This window comes from uncultured Nostoc sp., assembly GCF_937863485.1.
In the GTDB taxonomy this organism is placed as follows: Bacteria; Cyanobacteriota; Cyanobacteriia; order Cyanobacteriales; family Nostocaceae; genus Nostoc.
The window spans coordinates 73,232-93,681 of record NZ_CALMFY010000014.1; the positions used below are offsets into that span (position 1 = coordinate 73,232).

The 20,450-nt window shown below is 39.9% G+C and carries 21 protein-coding genes and 1 pseudogene; 13 read left to right on the plus strand and 9 right to left on the minus strand.

Going from position 1 to position 20,450, the window contains the following annotated elements; genetic code table 11:
* Positions 1-260 precede the first annotated feature (260 nt).
* The 4 genes and pseudogenes from mgtE to Q0541_RS01925 all read left to right on the plus strand — a co-directional run bounded on the left by mgtE (position 261) and on the right by Q0541_RS01925 (position 3,980).
* Complete coding sequence (gene mgtE / locus Q0541_RS01910) at positions 261-1,613, plus strand: magnesium transporter (protein WP_298904766.1); 1,353 nt, start codon at positions 261-263, stop codon at positions 1,611-1,613.
* A 402-nt stretch (positions 1,614-2,015) separates the two neighbouring features.
* Positions 2,016-3,068, plus strand: a complete 1,053-nt coding sequence (locus Q0541_RS01915; protein WP_298904768.1) for an aspartate carbamoyltransferase catalytic subunit — start codon at positions 2,016-2,018, stop codon at positions 3,066-3,068.
* A gap of 13 nt (positions 3,069-3,081) precedes the next feature.
* Positions 3,082-3,264 (plus strand): annotated as a pseudogene (locus Q0541_RS01920) (Clp protease N-terminal domain-containing protein); the annotation flags it as partial.
* Positions 3,265-3,539: 275 nt separating this feature from the next.
* On the plus strand, positions 3,540-3,980 hold the full coding sequence (locus Q0541_RS01925; protein WP_273766803.1) for a pentapeptide repeat-containing protein: 441 nt from the start codon (positions 3,540-3,542) through the stop codon (positions 3,978-3,980).
* A gap of 70 nt (positions 3,981-4,050) precedes the next feature.
* Here Q0541_RS01925 and Q0541_RS01930 read toward each other — a convergent pair whose 3' ends face one another.
* Together Q0541_RS01930 and Q0541_RS01935 are read right to left on the minus strand one after the other, a co-directional pair.
* Positions 4,051-5,391, minus strand: coding sequence for a TldD/PmbA family protein (locus tag Q0541_RS01930; RefSeq protein ID WP_298904777.1), 1,341 nt, complete (start codon positions 5,389-5,391; stop codon positions 4,051-4,053).
* Positions 5,392-5,538: 147 nt separating this feature from the next.
* On the minus strand, positions 5,539-7,011 hold the full coding sequence (locus Q0541_RS01935; protein WP_298904780.1) for a TldD/PmbA family protein: 1,473 nt from the start codon (positions 7,009-7,011) through the stop codon (positions 5,539-5,541).
* 225 nt (positions 7,012-7,236) lie between these two features.
* Between Q0541_RS01935 and Q0541_RS01940 the strand changes: the two genes are divergently transcribed.
* Both Q0541_RS01940 and Q0541_RS01945 read left to right on the plus strand, forming a co-directional pair.
* Entirely contained in the window at positions 7,237-7,383 is a 147-nt protein-coding gene (locus Q0541_RS01940; RefSeq protein ID WP_298904783.1) for a hypothetical protein, read from the plus strand.
* 127 nt (positions 7,384-7,510) lie between these two features.
* On the plus strand, positions 7,511-7,717 hold the full coding sequence (locus tag Q0541_RS01945) for a hypothetical protein (RefSeq protein WP_298904786.1): 207 nt from the start codon (positions 7,511-7,513) through the stop codon (positions 7,715-7,717).
* 290 nt (positions 7,718-8,007) lie between these two features.
* Here the strand turns inward: Q0541_RS01945 and Q0541_RS01950 are convergent, their stop codons facing one another.
* The 6 genes from Q0541_RS01950 to Q0541_RS01975 all read right to left on the minus strand — a co-directional run bounded on the left by Q0541_RS01950 (position 8,008) and on the right by Q0541_RS01975 (position 13,316).
* Positions 8,008-8,877, minus strand: coding sequence for a glycosyltransferase family 2 protein (locus tag Q0541_RS01950; protein ID WP_298904789.1), 870 nt, complete (start codon positions 8,875-8,877; stop codon positions 8,008-8,010).
* A 3-nt stretch (positions 8,878-8,880) separates the two neighbouring features.
* On the minus strand, positions 8,881-10,185 hold the full coding sequence (locus Q0541_RS01955; protein WP_298904792.1) for an NAD(P)/FAD-dependent oxidoreductase: 1,305 nt from the start codon (positions 10,183-10,185) through the stop codon (positions 8,881-8,883).
* An 86-nt stretch (positions 10,186-10,271) separates the two neighbouring features.
* Complete coding sequence (locus Q0541_RS01960; protein WP_298904794.1) at positions 10,272-10,628, minus strand: EamA family transporter; 357 nt, start codon at positions 10,626-10,628, stop codon at positions 10,272-10,274.
* Positions 10,629-10,661: 33 nt separating this feature from the next.
* The gene (locus Q0541_RS01965) at positions 10,662-11,045 is read right to left on the minus strand and encodes an EamA family transporter (RefSeq protein WP_298904796.1); all 384 of its coding nucleotides are present in this window, start codon (positions 11,043-11,045) and stop codon (positions 10,662-10,664) included.
* A gap of 273 nt (positions 11,046-11,318) precedes the next feature.
* Positions 11,319-11,567, minus strand: a complete 249-nt coding sequence (locus Q0541_RS01970) for a hypothetical protein (protein ID WP_298904799.1) — start codon at positions 11,565-11,567, stop codon at positions 11,319-11,321.
* A gap of 1,410 nt (positions 11,568-12,977) precedes the next feature.
* The gene (locus Q0541_RS01975) at positions 12,978-13,316 is read right to left on the minus strand and encodes a hypothetical protein (protein ID WP_298904803.1); all 339 of its coding nucleotides are present in this window, start codon (positions 13,314-13,316) and stop codon (positions 12,978-12,980) included.
* A gap of 466 nt (positions 13,317-13,782) precedes the next feature.
* Here Q0541_RS01975 and Q0541_RS01980 point away from each other — a divergent pair, with 466 nt between their 5' ends.
* From Q0541_RS01980 to Q0541_RS01995, 4 genes are all read left to right on the plus strand, one after another.
* On the plus strand, positions 13,783-15,942 hold the full coding sequence (locus tag Q0541_RS01980; protein WP_298904805.1) for a Tex family protein: 2,160 nt from the start codon (positions 13,783-13,785) through the stop codon (positions 15,940-15,942).
* A 13-nt stretch (positions 15,943-15,955) separates the two neighbouring features.
* A complete protein-coding gene (locus tag Q0541_RS01985; protein WP_298904807.1) occupies positions 15,956-16,321 on the plus strand; it encodes a 2Fe-2S iron-sulfur cluster-binding protein in 366 nt (121 codons plus the stop codon).
* A 262-nt stretch (positions 16,322-16,583) separates the two neighbouring features.
* Positions 16,584-16,982 (plus strand): phage holin family protein, encoded by a 399-nt coding sequence (locus tag Q0541_RS01990; protein ID WP_298904809.1) that lies wholly within the window; start codon positions 16,584-16,586, stop codon positions 16,980-16,982.
* Positions 16,983-17,108: 126 nt separating this feature from the next.
* Complete coding sequence (locus Q0541_RS01995; RefSeq protein ID WP_298904812.1) at positions 17,109-17,300, plus strand: YqaE/Pmp3 family membrane protein; 192 nt, start codon at positions 17,109-17,111, stop codon at positions 17,298-17,300.
* 329 nt (positions 17,301-17,629) lie between these two features.
* Here the strand turns inward: Q0541_RS01995 and Q0541_RS02000 are convergent, their stop codons facing one another.
* Positions 17,630-18,430: a histidine kinase gene (locus Q0541_RS02000; protein WP_298904815.1), complete on the minus strand. Its 801-nt coding sequence runs from the start codon at positions 18,428-18,430 to the stop codon at positions 17,630-17,632.
* Positions 18,431-18,621: 191 nt separating this feature from the next.
* Here Q0541_RS02000 and Q0541_RS02005 point away from each other — a divergent pair, with 191 nt between their 5' ends.
* The 3 genes from Q0541_RS02005 (at position 18,622) to Q0541_RS02015 (ending at position 20,418) form a co-directional block, all read left to right on the plus strand.
* A complete protein-coding gene (locus tag Q0541_RS02005; protein WP_273766817.1) occupies positions 18,622-18,846 on the plus strand; it encodes a hypothetical protein in 225 nt (74 codons plus the stop codon).
* A 55-nt stretch (positions 18,847-18,901) separates the two neighbouring features.
* Positions 18,902-19,237 (plus strand): cytochrome c6 PetJ, encoded by a 336-nt coding sequence (petJ, locus tag Q0541_RS02010; RefSeq protein ID WP_298904820.1) that lies wholly within the window; start codon positions 18,902-18,904, stop codon positions 19,235-19,237.
* A 161-nt stretch (positions 19,238-19,398) separates the two neighbouring features.
* Positions 19,399-20,418, plus strand: coding sequence for an aldo/keto reductase (locus tag Q0541_RS02015; protein ID WP_298904822.1), 1,020 nt, complete (start codon positions 19,399-19,401; stop codon positions 20,416-20,418).
* Positions 20,419-20,450: the final 32 nt, after the last annotated feature.

Consider the following 20,450-nt stretch of genomic DNA (forward strand, 5'->3'; position numbering starts at 1 on the left):
CCCTAACGAAAATTACCTGAAACTCAGGGCAATTAAATTACTCTTTAGTGATAAATGTCACAAATACTGAATACTAATATTCAGTATCTACCGGAGAGGGCTATTCCGGGTTAGGATGATGACTAGCGATGCCTTAATTCAGATATCGATATTGAATTGTTGAGATTTTATGGACCATAGTCCACAAGATGGCAGTATCAACCTCCTCTGACCTGGCGAGGAAGTCTCCCAGCGCGGGGGAGACTTAGGAGATATATATTATGCTCACAGAAGATATTCGTGATTTGCTAACTGATACTACCGATTTAAACCAGTTGAAATGGGATTTAAATCGCTTACAACCTGTGGATGTGGGAGAATACATTACACAATTGCCTGAAAAAGAACGCGCGCTCGCATTCCGTTTACTCAACAAAGGTCAGGCAATTGATGTATTTGAATATTTGCCAACAGAGGTGCAGCAGGAACTAATTAATTCTCTGCATGATGTCCAGGTAGTGCACCTTGTAGAAGCAATGAGTCCTGATGAACGGGCAGAATTGTTTGACGAACTACCTGCTGGGGTAATCAAACGACTATTACAAGAACTGAGTCCAGAACAAAGGCAAGCAACAGCAACGATTCTCGGCTATCCAGAAGGCACTGCTGGGCGGGTGATGACAACCGAATATGTGCGGTTGCGGCAAGGATTGACCGTAGGCGAAGCCCTAAGCAAAATCCGCCGTCAGGACGAAGACAAAGAGTCGATTTACTACGCCTACGTCACAGATGACAACCGGACGCTGGTGAGAGTAGTTTCACTGCGCCAGCTGCTGTTTACCTTTCCCGATGTTTTCATCAAGGATATTTCTAGCGATCGCGTCATCAAAGTTAGAACTGAAACTCCGCAAGAAGAAGTGGCGCGAATCATGCAGCGCTACGACTTAATCGCTATCCCCGTAGTTGACCGAGAAGACCGATTGGTCGGCATTGTCACCATTGATGATGTGATGGATATTTTGGAAGAGGAAGCCACAGAAGATATTCAAAAACTAGCGGGTGTCGGTGGTGATGAAGCAGCTTTATCCTCTCCCCTACTTACCATCCGCAACCGCTTGCCTTGGCTATTGGGCATCATGGCACTGTATATTGGTGCCGCCAGTGCGATCGCGCCTTTTCAATCTGTAATTGCCGCAGTGCCAGTTCTAGCAGTAATCATGCCAATTTTTTCCAATACTGGTGGCACTGTTGGTATTCAATCATTAACGGTGACAATCCGCGGTTTGGGAGTAGGTGAGGTAACACCCAAAGATACCTTGAAAATTCTCCGCAAAGAACTTTTAGCCGGTTTAGCCACAGCCCTAGTTTTAGCCACAACGATGATCCTGCTTTCCTTAATTTGGGCACGACCCCAAGAGCGATGGGTGGCTTTAATTGCCGGAATGGTAATGGCAACTAATACAATTGTGGCTGTTACACTCGGCACTTTACTGCCAATGGGTTTGAAACGACTGAAGCTTGACCCAGCACTAGTTAGTGGGCCGTTGGTGACTACAATGCTAGATACTATTGGGTTTTTAACGTTTCTTACCCTGATTTCTTTTGCTTTGCAGGTATTACATTTACCAAGTTAATCAGCTAATGTGCGTTCAAATAGCGTATTTTTTCCTGAAAACTGTGATTAGTCACTAGTACCGCAAGGCGGAAGTCAAAAGTCAAAAGTCAAAAGTCAAAAGTATTATGGAATAAGCTTTTTAGGGCTTTTTAATGGTCTTCTTCCGACGTGCTGTACTAATACACTGTGGCGGAAGTTTGCCTACCTTTAACTAGTTGCTCAGATCAACTTGTCTGGTTAATTGAGATGGTAGCTGGATTTCTGCTGTGCTGTACTAGTCCTTTATGAATACAAATGACTAATGACAAAACAATAGATATCTAATTTGATATAAGACAGGTGATATTATTTGCTCTGCATATGTAAATTAAAAAGCTGTAGAGACGCGATCGCTCTCTATGCAGGAAACTGATTGCTATTTATGCCTACTACCACCTGGAATCGTCATCACATTCTTTCCCTAGCTGACTTCACTACCGCTGAATATGATACAGTTTTGCAAACTGCTGCCAGTTTTCAAGAGGTGCTATCACGGCGGACGAAGAAAGTGCCAACCTTGCAGGGACAGGTGGTGGCGAATTTATTTTTTGAACCCTCTACCCGGACTCGCAGCAGTTTTGAAATCGCTGCCAAACGCTTAAGTGCAGATACACTGAACTTCGCCGCAGCCACTTCCTCTATGACTAAAGGAGAGACAATTCTCGACACGGCGAAGACCTATTTGGCTATGGGAACTGATATTATGGTAGTCCGCCATCGAGAGGCAGGAGTACCGAATGCGATCGCGGCTGAAATGGATCGTTTAGGTGTACGAGTTAGCGTCCTCAATGCTGGTGATGGTCAACATGAGCATCCTTCCCAAGCCCTGCTAGATTTATTTACCATTTGTACTTTAATCGACCCAGATCACCCCCGACTAGAACTTTTAAAGGGTAAAAAGATTGCTATTGTTGGGGATGTTCTCCATTCTCGCGTGGCGCGATCAAATATCTGGAGTTTAATTGCCAGTGGTGCCGAAGTGCATCTGGCAGCACCACCAACCCTCTTACCCAAGTTATTTGCCGAGTTTATCTTGGAATCAGGAGTCAGGAGTCAAGATTTCGTTATCTCCTCATCTCCCTCATTCCCCACTCCCCACTCCCCAAATCAACAACTTTTTTTACATTGGCAGCTAGAACCAGCTTTGCAGAATGCTGATTTTGTCATGACTTTGCGCCTGCAAAAGGAACGCATGACGGCTCATTTGCTACCAAGTTTGCGAGAATATCATCAGCTATTTGGCATTACACGCACAAAGCTGCAACTTTGTAAACCTAACGTCAAAATTTTGCATCCAGGCCCAGTCAACCGTGGTGTTGAAATTAGTTCTGAATTGATGGATGACCCAGAATTTAGTCTCATTCAATCGCAAGTTACCAGTGGTGTTGCTATTCGCATGGCCTTACTGTATTTGTTAGGTAGCGGCAAGGCTTAATTGACATCCACCTTTAGATATTGCTTTCACACCCAGAGCCAAGCAGGCATTAGAACTATCGGTAGAACAATCAGGGCAACTTGGCGTTAACTATATTGGCACAGAGCATCTGCTGTTAGGTATTCTTTGCGAAGCTGCAATAGGTAGAGGACAGGGAGTAGCAATTAGGGTTCTGCAAAATCTTGGGGTAGACCTGGTTTCATTAGAACAACGACTGCGAAGACCTTTGACTTAAGATGATGAGACGTTTCTACGTATATAGAGACGCAATATTTTACGTCTCTATATACGTAAAACTAATCCTAATAATCTTTTAATTTTAGTCCGCTCGGACTACCTCACAGAAAAATACATAGTCTCATAGAAATTATGTATTCCTCCGATCGCATGAGGACAGAATTCTGTAATTTTGGCACACTGGTAGCGTAGAAGTTAAGAATTTAAAGACTTCTAGAAGTGTCGGAGGTAAATATGAAACGAATTTTTTTGACGGCAGCAGCCATACTCAGCACGCTATCTTTAGCTGCTCCCATTCCCGTCAAAGCAGAAAACTCCGCCCCTGTCCGGCGTTTGCTGGAAACTAGAGCATGTTTGGGATGTAATTTAGCAGGTGCAAACCTCAAAGGCGCTCATCTGATAGGTGTTGACCTGAGAAATGCAAATTTAAAAGGAGCTAATCTCGAAGGCGCTAACTTAGAAGGTGCCGATTTAACTGGAGCTAATTTGAAGTCTGCTAATCTCACAAAAGCATTCGTTAGCGACACTATCTTAAATAATGCCAATCTCACCAACGTTAATTTGAGTAAATCGCGTTTATATAATAGTGACGTAAATGGTGCAGTTTTAGCTAATATTGATTTAAGCGGTGCTGATGTATTTAATACTGCCATTAGCATTGGTGGAGAATACTAATGGTGAGTTATGATTTCAAAGTGATGAGTTAAGAGTTATATTCAACTCCTAACTCTGCATTTAGTAAGTTTTATTCACCGGTAATCGATAGTTCATTAACCCAGATTTTCGGGCAAACTCCCCCTGGCGTTAACTCTGGCTCTTTTTCTACATAAATAATTGACTTTAAGAGTTCCAAGAAATCGCCAGCAACTGTTGCTGACTCAATACTCGTCTTGACACCCTTATTAACTAGCCAACCATCAAACGGCAAAGAAAAAGAACCTTGCAAGGCTTTAACTCCTGCATGAAGAGCTTGTAAATCATCGATAAAAATCACATTTTCAGCCGTTTCTAAGCTCAACTCTTCTTCAGGAGTTGCCGTTGTAAAAACGTGATAAAAATTGGGACTAACGCTGACTTTTGCACCAATACTGGCATTACCTGTTGGCTGGGTATTTAGCCTTTTAGCAGTGCCTGCACTGTGGAGAAAGCTTGTTAAAACACCATTTTCAATCAGCGAAATCTGACGAGTAGGAGTTCCTTCACCATCAAAAGTTTCTGCCCCTACGTTAGCTGGGTGAAGTGCATCATCAAAAACCGAAAGCAGAGGAGAAGCTATTTGCTTACCTAAATCATCAGGAGTAGATAGACTTTGATTATCCAAAATACTTTGGGCATTGAATAAGTTGGAAAAACCACCCAACAGACTTAAGAAAGCTTCCGCTGAGAAAACAACTCTATATTTACCAGTCTTGATTTTTTCATAGTTCAAGTGGCTGATAGTTTTATCGGCGGTTTCTTTGATACAACCATTGATGTCTAGATTATCTAAACTCTGGTTGATTCTAAAAGCACCTCCACTGCGAGGTTTTTTTCCTTCTTCTTCAGTTTTGCTGTAAAGATAAACTGATGCTAAGGAGTGAGATTCAGTTCTCACTGCACCGTCGCTATTGAGATAAAATCTGTCAATATCTCTTTGCGATAATCCATTATAAGGCACACCTTTAATTGCTGGATGAGCTGCCAGTAATTCTTTTTCAGCTACCAACAATCTTTCTATGAGTTTAGCTACAGGTGCTTGAGGTGTCTTATCCTGAGGTTTATTTGGAATAGGAACAGTAGCTTCTGGACTAAAATCAGGAACATTTTCCTTAACACCAAAGAAACTAGCTTCGTAGGCAGTTTTCAAAGCTAATTCCAGTCCTTTGGGATCTACATCTGTAGTGCTGGTGACACCCATTGTATTCTCTTCATTCCAGACACGAACAGTAACACCAGAGCGATTTGAGGCTTTGACTTGTTTTGGATCACCTTGGTCTACTTGCACGCTAGTATCATCTACTGTTGAGCCATAAATGTCAAATTTCTTAATACCAAGCTTCTCAGCATTGTCCTTGGCAGAATTTGCAATCTCATTGATATTCGGCATAGTCAATTTTTAATTTGGGATTTTCTCGCTCCCTGGTTAACATCGGGAGTGTAATACTGAAAGGCTTTTGCTTCTTAGATAAAATAAGTGGCACTACAAGGAAGACGTTTCCAGGTGGAACCTGGGAACGAGTTAAACTTGACGAGGTTATCGTCCACCTACGGTAATAGAATCAACCTTGATGTGGGGCTGTCCTACTGTGGTGTAAATACTCCCACTCACAGAGCCACAAAAACCTGGTGCAATTTCCAAATCTTGGGAACACATAGAAATTTTATTCATAATTTCCTTAGCTTCACCAATCAGAATTGCTCCCTTTAGCGGTTTGGTAATTTTGCCATTTTCAATCAAATAAGCTTCATCGACACCAAAATTAAATTGACCTGTAGCACCAACGCTACCACCACCCATCTTTTTACAATAAATACCTTTATCAACAGAGGCAAATAAATCATCAATGTTATATTCGCCAGAATCAATATAAGTATTACGCATCCGGCTAGCAGCTGCAAAGGTATAATTTTGGCGGCGTCCACTTCCAGTTCTGGGGTGTCCGGTGCGTGCAGAACCTGTTCTATCTGCTAAGAAGTTTTTAAGAACACCTTTTTCAATTAATAGGGTTCTTTGAGCAGGCATACCTTCGTCATCCATATCAATTGTCCCGAAGGCATTTTCAGAGCGCCCTTCATCCCAGGCTGTCAAACTTTCGTGGGCAATTTTTTCGCCTTTTTTGTCAGCAAAGGGAGTGGTATTGCGTTCAATTTGAGTGGTTTCTAGCAGGTGTCCGCAGGCTTCGTGGAAGATTACGCCGCCAAAGTGATTGGCCATAATAATCGGGTAAGTACCTGATTCCACATAATCTGCGTAGAGCATTTTTCCAGCAGATTCTGCTATTTTCTCAGCGGCTTGTTGAGAATCCCAAGTTCTCAAGAAGTTAGCATCGCTAGTATTACCAGCGCGATCGCTAATTGAGGTACGATTAGCACCATCAGCACACAACAGGTTAAATCCTACTGATTGGGTGAGGCGAATGTCACGGGCAAAAGTACCATCACTGGCGGCGATTAAAACTTCTTGCCAATCCCGGAAATAGCTAGCACGGCGGGATTGAACGTGGCTAGCTTTTTGCTTCAGGTGGGCAGTACCATCAAGGAGGACTTCTCCCATTTCTCGGATGGAGCTACACACTGGTAGCCAGGCATCTTTGCCTCTTTTGGTGGCGTAATCTCTCAATAATTCCAGGTTGATTTCTGGGATGAAAGCTTTAGGAGTAGGTAATTGCAATCCCAAGATAGAAAGACCTTTTTCTAAGGCTGCTTTCAAACCGGAAAAAGAAAGGTCATTAGTGCTGACATAACAGTCAGCTTTACCGCGAAACACTCTGACTCCCGCACCTGTAGACAGACTGGGTGAAATACTGGTGATGGAGTCCTCTTCTGCAAGAGAACTAATATAGTTGCGACGCTCTAAAAATAATTCGATGAAGTCAGCGCCAGCGGCGCGTCCTAGTCCCAAGAGGGTAGCCAGGGGGGCTTCCCAGGTTTCATCGAAACGCTCTGGTGTGGAGGAATATTGGAGGGTGGGAAGTTGATTCGAGAGAAGTAGCGTACTTGTAAGCATGGGTAGCCTCGTCTGCTGGCGTAATTCAGAGATTTGACTGAAAAATCCTTGGTGTGTTCAGTCTAACAAATCAGTGAAAGCCACAGTCGGTAGAAAGGCAGTAGAGGTTTCCTCACCTGGGAAACTCACTCCCCGCTTAAAGGTGAGTGAAATATTGTAAGTAACGCTCTCGAAACAGCGATCGCTATTTTGATGTAACCGCAAATCCCTTAAATCCTCAGTTTCATGCTGTCTATCCTATTGCTAAAAATGCAGCAGAGCGATCGCTTAAACAATTTAATACGCCAAATTCAGATAATTCGTGTAATCTTCTGGTTCAATATACTGGCTATGACCCTATCAATGATTGGGTTTGGTCAAGAAGAAGCATGAACGCACCAGTACCGCAAGGCGGAAGTCAAAAGTCAAAAGTCAAAAGTCAAAATGAATACAGCATAAGCGTTTCGTTGATTTTGAATGGGTTGTTTATTTCCGCCGCACTGTACTAGCCACTCGACAGATGCTAAACGATGTTCTGCATATCAGGTACAGTTTTGCTCATGGATTTCCCATCCCTGCATGTTCTTGGACACAAACACCAACTGGAAAAGTTCGGCTTACTGCTAAAGCTATTAAAAATGTTGATGCATTGTTACAATATCTTGTCGCTGTTACTGCCATGAAGCAAAATATTCAAATTATCTATGGCATAGTTGCACCCTGCTAATAAATGAAGAGAATATTTAGAGAATCAGTTGCAATACTAGGTATAGTGTTTTAGCCGCAGAGAATCAGCAAGCTAGAAAGTGAAAACATTTATACATAATTGGAAGGCAGTCTTAGACTGGCTTCCAATTTATTAAAGTATAGGAAGCAAGAAACACATATATTGGCAAAGGCAACAATTTAATCAAAGTTATTTTTGATTTCTGCCTTGCTCGTAGCTAAAATGACATCGTTGAGATAAACATTTTTCGAGCCACTTAATTTTGTGTGAAACCCTATTTCTTCTCAGGTTTATTTACTACGATTTCCCATTTTAAGTGGAATTCTTGTTGTTTCTTCCTCATTGAAAGTCTGACCTAAATTGGAAATTTGTCCTGTGGATAATAGATTCTTAAACAGGAGCTTTAGAGTTCGAGTAATAGTTTTAATAATTTTCATTTTGCTAGCAGTAGGCTTTTGATCGTATCTCAAAACCATTGGAATTTCTCCGATTTTTGGTTTGAGCACTTTGGCTTTCAGCAGTAAGTCTATCATGCAAGCAAATCCACTTTCAGTGAATAAACTGTCCCCATAATACATATCCAGTTTACTGAGGAAAGTTCGGTTATACAGCCTGTAACCACAAGTATAGTCTCTTACACCTGGTACACGGGCTGCAATTCTAAAAAGCCAGCTGGCTCCGTAACTCATTATCTGTCTAAATGTTGATAAGCCTATGACTTTAGAGCCTTTCCGATATCTAGATGCGATCGCAATATCATAGCTACCAGCTATCATCGTGTCATACATCTTTATTAACAGTTCTGGTGGTTGAGTGTTGTCGCAATCCATAGCGGCTAAAAAATCACCTTCTTTGGAAACTTCTAAGAAAGTCGTGAAACCTGTTTTGATTGCTTGACCTAAACCAGCATTTTTGGGATGTTGGACTAATTTTAGTAATATCTTCAATGATTGAGATTCTTCTAAAGCAGTTTGAGCAGTTGCATCACTACTGCCATCATCAACAAGAATCAGTCGGATCTCCATATTAGAGATTTGCTGCAATATCTGAAACTTTTTGAACAAGGGGCGAATTGATTCTTGCTCGTTGTATGCGGGTAAAAGAACAAAAAGACTCATAAATACCTCGTGTGATTTTGAAAATAAAATATCATTACTCAAATTTCAAGAATTCAGTAATGTTGATTTTTTGAGAAAATCATCAACCTGTCGCACAACTGCGTTATTGTTGACACTATCATTGACCAACTGTGAGGTATTGACGACGAAAAAATCATCGTTTTCAGTACTCACCTTTGGAACAAGGCTTGAATAATTTAAAACTTGTAGTGGCTGTACTTTAATAGCTCGATTAATGTGTGCCGCTACAATGTCATCTGCTTTGAGTTCCGGGAACATCAAACGTATACCCTGGAAAAATACTTGACGCAATTCATCATCTGGCTGTTTTAATAACGCGTCAGTGGAAAGTATATATTTTGGTAGGAATGTCATGTGATATCCTGCTGTCTCTTGCAAAGAAACTAAGTTGCTCATACCGATGACTCCAGTAAAGGGAACATTTCTATCGGCAATATTTACCACGTAATAAGGAACTAGAGCCTTGCGAGTAATTAGTACCATGCAGATTACACCCAGGTATTCTACTGTTTCACCAGTGTCTGAAACTTTCACCAGTTCATTGGCAGCAACCTGTTGCAGAATATTAACTGGCCCAGTAAAAATGACTTTATCAAAATGTTCCTTTTTACCCTGAAATTCTACCCACATTCCACCCCCTGGATGAGGTGCGATATATTCTACCGCAACACCTGTGTGGATATGACCTCCAGCTGCGTAAATTAATTTTTCTATATGGTCAAAAACAGTTTTATAACCACCTGAGACATAACCAAGTTGTTCTTTATTTAATGATGAATCACGCGCTGAAAATAGTCGTTTGATATAAGCCCAGATAAAAACTGCTGATATTCGCTTATAGTTCTCTCCTAATTTGGATAGAAGCAAGGGTTTCCAGAGCTTTTCGTATGTGCTTTTACCACCAAGTTTCAATAGCCAATTTTCGACTAAAATCTTCTCTAAGCGCCGCCAATTATTAAGGCGTGAACCATACAGGAGAGTGAAAGCTAATCTGATTTTACCTATAAGTCCAAACAGAGGAAAGCGCAGAAATTCTATACTGTTACTAATAGAATAAAATTTTTTATTGTCGTAGAAACCTGTTAAACTTCGATGCCAACGCAGTTTATCTCCAAGACCAATATCTCTGAGAAAATTTATTAAGTGAGTATCAGAAGGTAGGATAACGTGATAAAAGCGATCCCAGGTAAACAACCCATAATCATGATAGGTGGTAAGTCCACCAAGCTGCTTGCTGCTATCGAAGACAGTGACAGTATGTCCTTGATGTGAAAGACGTTGGGCTAATACTAGCCCAGTTATACCCCCGCCAATAATGCCTATATTCATAAATTTAGATTTTTGTAGGAATGTTTTTGAGATTTATCTTTAGAGGTTTTTAATATTAATAACCTGAGTGGTTGTCTCTTTAGCTATTAATTTACAACAAGAATTACACCAGTTATGATAATGGAAATTCCTAACCACTGGCTAAATATAACTTGCTCTTTTAGGAGATAGTGAGAAGCAATCGGTATAAGCGCATACATTAATCCTAGAACTGGAAATGCTTGACTCAGAGGAATTGTCCGCAATACATAAAGCCACAATATAATCATAAATGTATAGCAGATAAACCAAATCAAAAAATAACGAGAGAATAACAGATTTCGGATAGATGTGCTTTCTCCCTTAGTAGAACTAGAAATGTAAAGTCCATACTTTAGTGATAGGTTAGCTGTTGTTCCTAATAAAACAACAAGTATTAAAAGTAGCCAAATAACTATGTTCATTTGTCGATACCTATTAGAAAATTAACTATAAATTTATATAGACTTTTTAAGTGGAATAGCCACTAAAAGAACACCCAGAAAAATAGTGATTACTCCTGCTATTCGAGTTAGTGTAATTACCTCATCAAAAAAGTAGTATGAGCCTAAAAGTATACCAACATAATTTAAACTAGTCAGTGGATAAGCAATACTCAATTTTACAGAGCGGAGAGCTAATATCCAATTTACTATTCCTAAGCAATAAACACTAACAGCTAATGCTAATTGTTCAAGAAATACCCAAGTAAATAGTCCCTCATTTGTCTGGCTCATGGTATGCTTCATCAGCAATTGCCCAGAAATACTAAATAAAATACTGATCAACAGGATGATATAAGGAATTATTTTAAAGTTGGAAATTTGCGAGATAGATTTCATCGTACATTTGCCTCAATCGAGATAAGAGGTATAAAGCGGACAGTAAACAGCCCGTTGTTTTGAACGTTTCGGATTTCGGTCACACCTCCTGTGCAATTCAACCTCCACTTCAGTAAATAGACAACAAAATTAAGAAGGCTATGTTAGAGGGACTGATATCAAAACGACCGTTGAAGCTCATGTTCTAGAGTTAGCAACTAAATACTATGCAGCTTGCAGGATGGTTGCTGTATTATGACAGCATCCTATATAATCAAAGTAGAGTACGCTAAATTAGTTTACTAGGTTATACTCCCAAACAAAGCAGTTTTTTTGCTTGGTAATTGGCACAATTAATTTAGGCTTTGCCCAACTGTGAATTGCAGAAATCTTCCGTATCAGCCAGTCATGCTTCAAGACTACTTTTGGTGCGATCGCAATATCTAGGTCATAGTGGATGCAGACATAGGGAAAATTCAGAGATTTGCCACAAAGTGGACAAAATTTAGCAGTCCGCGACGCTGAATAGTCCGTCGGAGACATCACTTATGCTGAATTTTGATTCGATCCGCATGTTCACTAGATGGAGCTAAGGGAATAAAAATGGATTACCAGAATTTTTGATTAATCCATTCATTAACTTCCATCAGTTCTATGCTGCTGTAGAAATCTTGTTGAAGACACTACTGAACTTATCAACCCATTAACTTAACTGGATTGATAAATTGTTCTTAATTTGTTCCAAGAAAGTTTATTCATTTACTGATATACCATAGAATTTCTCCAGGCTCACAGACATATCTGTAACCTCGGCTGGAAACTAAGCCGATTAATAAAAATTTGTACTCAAATTGAGTGTGTATACGTACTTATTTTGTGTATAAAAACACAAAAACAACAGAAATCTGCTTGGCTGCGGAAATCAAAGATAGCTGAATCAGTCTACAGTAATCCGCTTTACAGGTTTCTGGGGAATTTTAGTGAATATCCAAATGGAGTTTTTGACGAGATTAACGACTAATGTAAACTAGCCTTTGGTTATTAACTCGCAGCTTGCGTTGATTTAAGCGGATTTGAGATGTTTTTACATTATTTAGTATTAAGCTTAATTGTTCTTAATCTTAATTATATGTAATTTCACTAGAGGTTGGTTTATCTCAAATTTATTTTTACATATAATTACTTACTAGAATACCACGATAAAAGAGTGTTGCAAATTTATCGCCATACTTCATCAAAAATTCATTTTCAGAAAATATACTTAAACAAAAACTTCATCAAATTGAAATTAAATCTAAACTTTCCTATAGATGAATTTTTATTTTTAAGGATTTGTAGATTTATACAGCAGTTTCTGGGTAATAAACTTGCAAAAGTAGCGATTTAGTATCAGACCCTAAAAGTGCAAAGCCAAGAGTTTGAGAAAGCAGAATTGAAACTTGGACAACAATGCAAGCAATGATTGATTGTAGTATGGCAATACACTTATCACAAAAAAAATTACAGTTGGTAACCGAGAGTCTGAATCGTTTTCTATTTATCCACGAAAATCATCAAATTCAGATATCTCAGACAAAACTTAGTTGAGAGTTAGCTCAGAGTTTCAGTAAGTCGGAAGACCCTATTTCTAAATCCTAGTATCAAACTTTCTTTGAGCCTAAAATTGATTGTAAGTATAGTTGTAAAAATTGGTGCCGCCTTACATATGGAAAAGCTCAACAATACTTAACCTAACCATAACGTTCATGGGCTAAAGTAGAAGATCAAGCTTGCCATTATTAGAAAATATTTTATTTAAAAAGATAAGTCTAAAGTGGTCAAGGCTATACTCACGCAGGATAATTTCCAATCAAAAAATTACCAACCTCCGTTTTTAAGCACATTAGTAGGTTAACTGTCTGATAATTTCCAGCAGTTTAAAGTTGAGAAAAAATTAGTTCGTGGTAGCTAGTATTAGTTAATTTCTCTAGGTTGTTTTCTTGTAGCTTCAGTTTGTTTGGACTCATTTTCCTGCAAAAGTCTGTTGGTAATGATTAAGACAATGATTAGCAATCCAAACTGAATCTGCCAGGGTGCTAATACTAAACTTAAAATAAAGCTAATGGCTGCAAATACACCTGCAAGATATGCAATTTCATCAGTACTCTTTTTAAAGAAGTAGCCAGTGGCTAGAGCAGTACACAGTGGTATCAAGAAAGACAAAGGCATCTTACTAACCTCTGAACTAAAAGTTGTTGTGCTTATAAAACAAATTGAAATTGTTTTTGGAATTGGGGTTAATTTTACATCCAATCAGGTTTTAGCTACAACAGTCGCTCGAAATAAATATTATAGAAAGTCAAGATTAGGCAACGTCGGATATTACACCAATTTGAATAATCATTCCGACAGATGAAGCACCCAAAACCTTGGTGAATAACTCCTTCATTTGTGGTCAATGCTGGGTGTAGCAAGCTTTAAGAGTAGGGGTGGCTACGCCCAGCTAGCTTTAAGTGTAAGAGTGCAGAATAGACGGTGACGTTTTTTGTGCCGCTTTCTCGACTCAGCAGAGCTGCGCTATGCTATACAAACTCTCGTTTAACTACGCGGATTGATCAGGTTTAAAACTTGTGTAGGTAGGTTTTGTCTATTTCACCAATTATCCTGTTATGAGTAATCATCTGGTAAATTAGCTTAAAACTTTGGCCTTGCGCCAGGATAAGGATCTAGCATATTACCTTTAGAAGTAGCATTTTCATTTTTTCATTTTAGACACCTAATGCTGAACATTCCTCAACTACTGGCAACTGAAATAAACCTCAAACCCCATCAGGTGCAAAACGCGCTGGAACTTTTGGCGGAGGGTGCAACAATTCCCTTTATTGCACGTTACCGCAAAGAGCGCACTGATGAGATGAATGAAGTGCAACTACGTGAATTGGCTGATCGATATACTTATTTAACAGAACTGGAAGAACGAAAATCGGTGATTTTAACTGCGATCGCCCAACAAGGTAAACTTACAGATGAACTCAAAGCCAAAATCTCATCCTGCTTACAAAAAACTGAACTTGAGGATTTATACTTACCCTATCGACCAAAGCGACGCACCCGCGCCACCATCGCCAGAGAAAAAGGACTCGAACTACTGGCGGAATTCATCAAGTCGCTAAATGTGAAAAATGCTGCAACGGCTTCACTGGAAGAAGAAGCGGCTAAGTATATTTCTGAAAGCAAGGGAGTAAAAACAGCAGAAGAGGCGCTCAAAGGTGCTGCTGATATTTTAGCGGAAGAAGTGGCTGAAAAAGCGGAATTACGGGCATATATCCGCAATTATCTTTTAGCAGAAGGGGTATTCGTCTCCCGCATCAAAGATGATTATCCCGAAGGTACAACCAAATTTGAGATGTACCGTAACTATCAAATTAAGGTAAAAAATATTGCACCCCACAATATGCTGGCGTTGTGTCGGGGTGAAACGGAAAAAATATTAAGCTTTGAAATCGCTTTTGATGAAGATACGGTACTTTACTATCTTGAGTCGAAAGAAATTAAAACCAAAGTTCGGACAATTCGGGATTTTTATCAGTCAATGCTGAAAGATGCATTTAACCGTTTGATGAAAGTCTCTCTAATGGGAGAGGTAATTTCTGAGAAAAAAGTTTATGCAGATATAGAATCAATCAAGACATTTGAAACTAATCTGCGGGAGTTGCTGCTGTCTGCACCAGCAGGAATGAAACCAACATTGGCAATAGATCCTGGATTTAGAACTGGGTGTAAAGTTGCAGTCCTCGACCAAACAGGGAAATTTTTGGAATATCAAGCAGTTTTTCCCCACCAAGCTACTGAACAACGACTCAAAGCTGCACAAACTGTCAAAAATCTGATTGAAAAATACAAGATTGCGTTAATCGCCATCGGTAACGGTACAGCGTCCCGCGAGACAGAGGAGTTTGTGACGCAAGTATTACAAACTATAGAACGCAAACCAGTTAAGGTGATGGTGAATGAATCTGGCGCATCTATATATTCTGCAAGTACTGTGGCGCTGGAAGAGTTTCCCGATTTAGATATTACCGTGCGCGGTGCCATTAGTATCGGTCGCCGTTTACAAGATCCCTTAGCGGAACTTGTGAAAATCGATCCCAAATCCATTGGTGTGGGACAATATCAGCACGATGTCGATCAGAAGTTGTTGAAAAAGAAATTGGATGACACTATAGAAAGCTGCGTTAACTACGTCGGCGTAGACTTGAACACCGCCTCCAAAGAACTTCTGACTTCCGTCTCTGGGATTACGGCAACAGTTGCCAATAATATTGTCGCCCAGCGCAACCAGCATGGAGCCTTTAAAAATCGCCGACAACTTTTGAAAGTTCCAAAACTGGGGCCAAAAGCCTTTGAACAAGCGGCGGGTTTTCTGCGGATTCGCGGCGGTGACAACCCATTAGATAATACAGCTGTGCATCCAGAAAGTTACTCTGTAGTAGAAGCGATCGCATCTGATCTAAATGTGCCATTAAATCAGGTCACACAAATTGCCGAAAAACTCAAAAAGACCAACCTGAAGAAATACGTTACCGATAGCGTTGGCGAACCGACACTACGCGACATTCTTAGCGAACTAGAAAAACCCGGTAGAGATCCTCGTGCAGAGTTTAAGTATGCCACCTTCAAAGAAGGAATTAAGGAAATCAGGGACTTAAAGGTGGGAATGGAACTAGAGGGAATCATCACAAACGTCGCCAACTTCGGCGCGTTTGTCGATATTGGCGTACATCAAGATGGCTTGGTGCATATATCCCAACTTGCTGATCGATTTGTAGACGATCCCAACAAAGTTGTCAAAGTTGGACAAGTAGTCAAAGTGCAGGTGTTAGAAATCAACGAGAAACTCAAGCGGATTAGTTTGTCGATAAAAGCAGTTAAACAATAATTAGAAACAGCAGATGGTAGTTTATCAAGTTCGATTCATCAATCCTACACTTGGGTTAGATCGCACCATTCAAGTACCAGATGATCAATATATTCTGGATATGGCAGAAGATGCTGGTATCCGCCTACCATCTGGGTGTAAGCAAGGTGAATGTTCTGCCTGTGTTGCCAAACTGATTAGCGGTGAAGTTGATCAAAGTGAGCAAAAATTTCTGCGCCCAAGTGAAATACAGGCTGGTTATGTTGTTACTTGTGTAACTTACCCCTTGTCTGATTGCACTTTAGAAACCCATAAAGAACAAGTCTTGTATAAATCAGCCCTTTACTATAAGCCTGAGTCGGGAAAATTTGAAACCTCGATTTCCCCTAACCTCCCTTAAAAAAGGGGGAACTAGAATCTTTTGCCCCCTTTTTAAGGGGGTTGGGGGATTCTCTTTTGTGTAAGTCCTAACAGAGTAGGGGCGCATAGCTATGCGTCCTTACAATGTATTGCATCTATATGAGAATCCCTATGGTTTTCAAAATGATCGGTCTAACGGTAGAAGGAAATTCTATCTTGCAAGAGAGGTTAAAACGCAGCACATAGTTAAAGATGAGATCAGAAGTTACAAACAAAAAATCTTTAGTGATTAGGTCAGAAAAATGTTAACACCATTATTAACCGCACTAGCTACAGCTTTGAGCCTGTTGATTGTTGATTTAGTTGTTCCAGGCGTTAATATTGCTAATTTCCCCGCAGCTTTGATTGCCGCTTTAATTATTGGTCTGATTAACGGTTCGGTTAAACCAGTTCTGTCTACTCTTTCCTTACCACTTAACTTTCTATCATTTGGAGCATTTTCGCTCATCGTCAACGGTTTTTGTTTCTGGTTAGCAGCAGTGCTAGTTCCTGGGTTCGGAGTTCGTGGGATTATTGGTTTCCTTCTTGGACCAGTAATTCTAACTTTTGCTAACACCTTCATTAACAACTACTTTGTTGAAAAAAATCTTTTAGCCAGCAGTGGTGATGTAAAAAGCCAAGGTGAATTACCTTCTAGATAAATATTAGAGGGAGTAGAAATACAAATTTCATCACGTCTCTACTCCAAAGAAAATATCCGAAGGTGGATTTCCTAATTCGGCATTTTCAAAAGAATGTAACTAAACAAATCACAAAGTTGTAACATCATGAAATTAGTTCGTTTTATTCTAGGTTTGTTAGTGCCTCCTTTAGGTGTTTTTCTGACAGTTGGAGTTGGTCCAACCTTAATTATTAACATTGTGCTTACAGTTCTAGGTTGGCTACCCGGTAGTATTCATGCAATTTGGGTGATTGCCAAGCATGAAGAACAAGTTAATGGAGAGGGACGTATTTACTAATACGCAAGATTAATTTTAGGAAATCTTAAGTAGGGTGCGTTAGACTTTAGTCTAACGCACTATTTTACTATGAGAATTATAATTTATAAGCTATTGCAATTTTAACCTGCATAATTAGGGTGGGTATCTTGCACACCCGATCAGAATTTAATTTAATTCAGGCAATTTAGATGTTTTTCAACTTATGAAGCGGTGCGTTAGCCTTTGGCATAACACACCCTACGAAAACTAAGTCTTTAATAATTATATAAATACGTTGGTAGGGCACGGCAATGCCGTGCCCCTACGAAAAATCTATATGTATCAGGGTTGTGAAAAAGCAGTCTAGTCTATTTATGAATAGTATCCCGTTCTTTATCAGCAGGTTGCTTCTCTTTGAACAAGTCAGCCGCCGTTAAGAGTAACTGCCTCAACGTTTGTTTGATTTGGCGCTCTTTTCTCGCTAAAGATGTACCAGCTTCACCTAATTGGTCTTCTAGCTGCGATCGCTTTTGTTCTACCTGTACAGCCATAGATTCTGCTTGAGGACGAGCTTTATCATACCAGTGTTTAGCCTCGTCGAGATAATCTTGAACTTCCAGAGAACGTCCGCCATAGCGTGCAGCTAAGTTAGCTCGGACAATCGCTAGCTGCGCTTGCAGTTGCGCGTAACGCTTCTTTAACAATCCTACTTCTTCACTATCTTTAATAGCATTGACAGCAGAATCAATTGCAGTTTTGGTAGTAGCAGGTTCTTGCTTACCCGTATCTTCAATCTCTGCCAAAATTACATCAATCTCTTGCTGTAGTTCTTCTTCTTCACCATCCAGTTGAGCCTGTAACCGCTTGATATCTGTCTGAGTTTGAGCAATGCTTTCGTGTCTTTTGCTATTAATCCCTTCCAGCGCTCCTTCAATCGAAGCTGTCACTTCATCTTTGAGTTCGCTACCTTTTTCTTGGAAGTTTTCAATTACAGCAGAAACTGCATCTCTAACAAGGCTACGAAGCTCAGTAGAACCTTGTTTAAACTCAGAACCTACTTGAGAAACTGCGGATTTGACAATTTCTCGAATCCGATCAGTTCTTAATTGTCCGGTTTCTTTAGCTTGTTGCAGGTCTGCTTGAATTTGTTGTTTGATATTGTTAGGCATTTTCAACTCTTGGGATTTAACTAATTTGGATAAAATTTTCTAGGCATGTTCCCACACCCATATTATGGCGTAGGCTGATATAGCTAGGCACTTCCTTTAGATAGAAAATAACTGCCCTAAGGAGGTGATGTGTAGCATGTTGACCATTTGTGAGATGATGAATATTTATTGGTAGTAATTGGGAGTAAAATATGTGGCGAGTAAATATTACTTGTTCAGGTGATGCTTGGAAGCTTTATGGTACTGAATTTAAAGCGATCGCCCAGAAGTATCAAGGTGAATTAATTGGTTCCAAAAAAATGCCAGATGGTACGCGCATCATGTCCTATAAAATTGAGGATGTTAGTGATGCAGAAGCCTTTCAAGAAGATTGTGCAAATTTTGCTGGATTTACAACTGACTTTGAATCCCTATAGTATTGGTTCTAACACTTATACCTGCAACCAGTATGTCAAAATCAGGAGAAGTTAATTGAAAAAATTACTCACATTAGTATTAATAACGTTTTTGTTATTAATCAGTACTTTTACTTTGCCTGCTAGTGCAGCAGATACAGTTAACGGTGAACAAATATTTAGTGTTCATTGTGCTGGTTGTCATATCAACGGCGGTAACATAGTTAGGCGAGGTAAAAATCTCAAAAAGCAAGCGCTGAAAAAGTATGGTATGGATTCAATAGAGGCAGTTACATCTATAGTAACCAATGGTAAAAATAATATGTCAGCCTATAAAGAGCGTCTCACTGAACAGCAAATTCAAGACGTTGCTGCTTACGTTCTCGAACAAGCTGAAAAAAACTGGCGTTAAAAAGTTAGGAGTTAGGAGTTAAGACTTTAGTAGTTATTAACTCTAGCAGTCCTAAATCATTCATAATAAAGTAGAAAAGTTAAAAAGGCTGTAAAAACCTGCTTGTCAATTCACTAATTATTAACTTTTCTCACTTCCAACTTCTCACTCCTGACTTGAAAATGAACTTACCCGCAGCTAGCCGTCTCCAATTCACTCCCGATTTGAACATCTGCCGCATATTAAATGGTATGTGGCAAGTCTCCGGCGGACACGGACAGATAAATCCCCAAGCCGCTATTGAGACTATGTTCAAATATTTAGATGCAGGCTTTACCACTTGGGATTTAGCAGACCATTATGGCCCCGCTGAAGACTTTATTGGTGAGTTTCGCTGTGAACTAATTGATACTCGTGGGAAAGATGCTTTATCTCAGGTGCAAGCTTTTACAAAATGGGTGCCTCGTCCAGGCAAAATGACGAAAAAACTGGTTGAGGAAAATATTGATATTTCCCTGAGAAGGATAAATGTGGAATCGTTAGATTTAATGCAATTCCACTGGTGGGAATATCAGGATAAAAATTACCTGGATGCCCTCAAATATATGGCAGAACTTCAGACTGAGGGTAAAATTAAGCATCTAGGTTTAACTAATTTTGACACAGAAAACTTGAAGATTATTACCGAAGCCGGGATCAAAATTGTTTCTAACCAAGTGCAATTTTCCCTTGTTGACCGCCGTCCTGAAGTTAATATGGTGGAGTTTTGTCAACAGCATGACATAAAGCTTTTTACTTACGGTACACTGTGCGGCGGTTTATTATCAGAAAACTATTTGGGTAAATCGGAACCGCGAGGATTTGATTTGTCTACTGCTAGTTTGAAAAAATATAAAAACATGATCGATGCTTGGGGTGGTTGGCAATTATTTCAAGAGTTGCTGGCTATCCTGAAGGAAATTGCTAATAAGCATGGGGTAAGTATCTCCAACGTGGCAGTGCGTTACATTTTAGATCAGCCAACAGTGGGCGGTGTGATAGTTGGTGCCCGACTTGGGGTATCTGAACATATAGAAGATAACGCCAAAGTATTTAGTTTTAGTTTAGATGCTGACGATCGCGATCGCATCAATGCAGTATCTCGCCAATCACGCGATTTGTACCAGCTAATCGGCGATTGCGGCGACGAATATCGGCGATAATTTCGGGAAAAAGGTGATAATACGGTGAAGGT